1 protein-coding gene is annotated in these 349 nt (G+C 67.9%); it reads left to right on the plus strand.

Annotated elements, in window-relative coordinates:
• On the plus strand, nucleotides 1–349 hold a 349-nt coding region (locus EN846_RS34020; RefSeq protein WP_189587202.1), incomplete at both ends, for a patatin-like phospholipase family protein.

The raw sequence follows: 349 nt of genomic DNA on the forward strand, positions 1-349 counted from the left end.
CCAACGGCTTCGAGCAGGCCGTGGTCGCCGGAACCAGCGCCGGCAGCGTGGTCGACGCCCTGTATGCCAGCGGCATGGACGCCTTCCAGATGCAGAGCAAGGCCGTGGCGCTGGATGAAGCCAGCATCCGCGACGTGCGCCTGTTCTCCGGTGGCCTGGTGCAGGGCCAGAAGCTGCAGGACTACGTCAACGAGCAGGTTGCCAATCGTCCCGCCGAGCGCCTGAAAAAGCCGTTCGCCGCCGTCGCCACCCAGCTGGAAACCGGCGAGCGCGCCATCTTCGTGCGCGGCAATGTCGGCCAGGCCGTGCGCGCATCGAGCAGCATCCCCGGCGTGTTCGAACCGGTGAA

Origin of the sequence: Mesorhizobium sp. M4B.F.Ca.ET.203.01.1.1, from assembly GCF_004791025.1 — a bacterium.
Taxonomy (GTDB): Bacteria; Pseudomonadota; Alphaproteobacteria; order Rhizobiales; family Rhizobiaceae; genus Mesorhizobium; species Mesorhizobium abyssinicae.